The organism is Burkholderia sp. YHN3-13, from assembly GCF_055810675.1.
In genome coordinates this window covers 1-938 of the sequence record NZ_JBVVNQ010000082.1, presented here as the reverse complement: position 1 = coordinate 938, position 938 = coordinate 1, and the positions used below count along the sequence as shown (strand labels likewise).

Below are 938 nucleotides of genomic sequence, written 5' to 3'. Positions count from 1 at the left end.
CCGCGCTCGGCGCGCTCGAAGCCGCACAGCACGCGCAGCAGCGTCGTCTTGCCGCTGCCGGACGGGCCCAGCAGCGCGAGGCGCGAGCCGCGCCGTACCGTGAGATCGATGTCGTGCAGGACGGTATGCGATCCGAACGATTTCGACAGGCCGTGGATGCGTAGTTCGCTCATGGGCGGTTCCGGGAAAAAGGGCGATGCTCAGTCGCGCACCGACGCGCGGCCGAGCAGCAGGAACAGCAGTCCCGATGCGCCGAGCGACAGCGCGACGAGCAGCGCCGCGTACGGTGCCGCGGCCGCGAACGCGAGCGTCGCCGTATCGCTCCATACCTGCGTGGCGAGCGTGCGTGTGCCGATCGGCGACAGCAGCAGCGTCGCGTTGAGTTCGGTGACGACCGAGATGAACACCATCGTCGCGGCCGCACCGAGGCCGGGTGCCGCGAGCGGCAGCACCACGCGCGTGAGCGTTGCGCGCCAGCCGAGGCCGAGCGAGCGTGCGGTTTCCTCGAGCCGGACCTGCACGTGCGACAGCGCCGCGCGCACGCTCACGACCGCGAGCGGCAGGAACAGGATCGCGTACGCGGCGACGAGCGCCGGCGCGCTCTGGTAGAGCGGCTGCAGCAGCCGCACCGTGATCGACACGATCGCGAGCGCGACGACGATGCCCGGCACCCCCTGCACGGTCATCGCCGTGCGCTCGAGGAGCGTCGCGACGCGGCCCGGATAACGGACCAGCAGGAACGCGAGCGGCAGCGCGAGCAGCGTGGTAACGGCTGCCGCCATCAGGCCGTAGCTGGACGATGCGAGCGTGGCTTGCCACAGCAGTTCGGGCGACACGTCGGCCGGCGTGACGGCGGCGGCCCCTTGTTGCGTGAGCCAGTAGCCGATCATCGCGAGCGGCACGCCGAGCGTCGCGGCCGCGAGCGCGGCGAATGCGAC

Annotated in this window: 2 protein-coding genes; both read right to left on the bottom strand. The window is 71.6% G+C overall.

The features are described 5' to 3' along the window. A partial coding sequence (locus AC0KUR_RS37975; protein ID WP_473377402.1) for an ATP-binding cassette domain-containing protein occupies positions 1–173 on the bottom strand: 173 nt, incomplete at its 3' end. A 27-nt stretch (positions 174–200) separates the two neighbouring features. Continuing rightward, the coding region (locus tag AC0KUR_RS37970; RefSeq protein ID WP_473377401.1) for an ABC transporter permease subunit at positions 201–938 on the bottom strand (738 nt) is incomplete at its 5' end.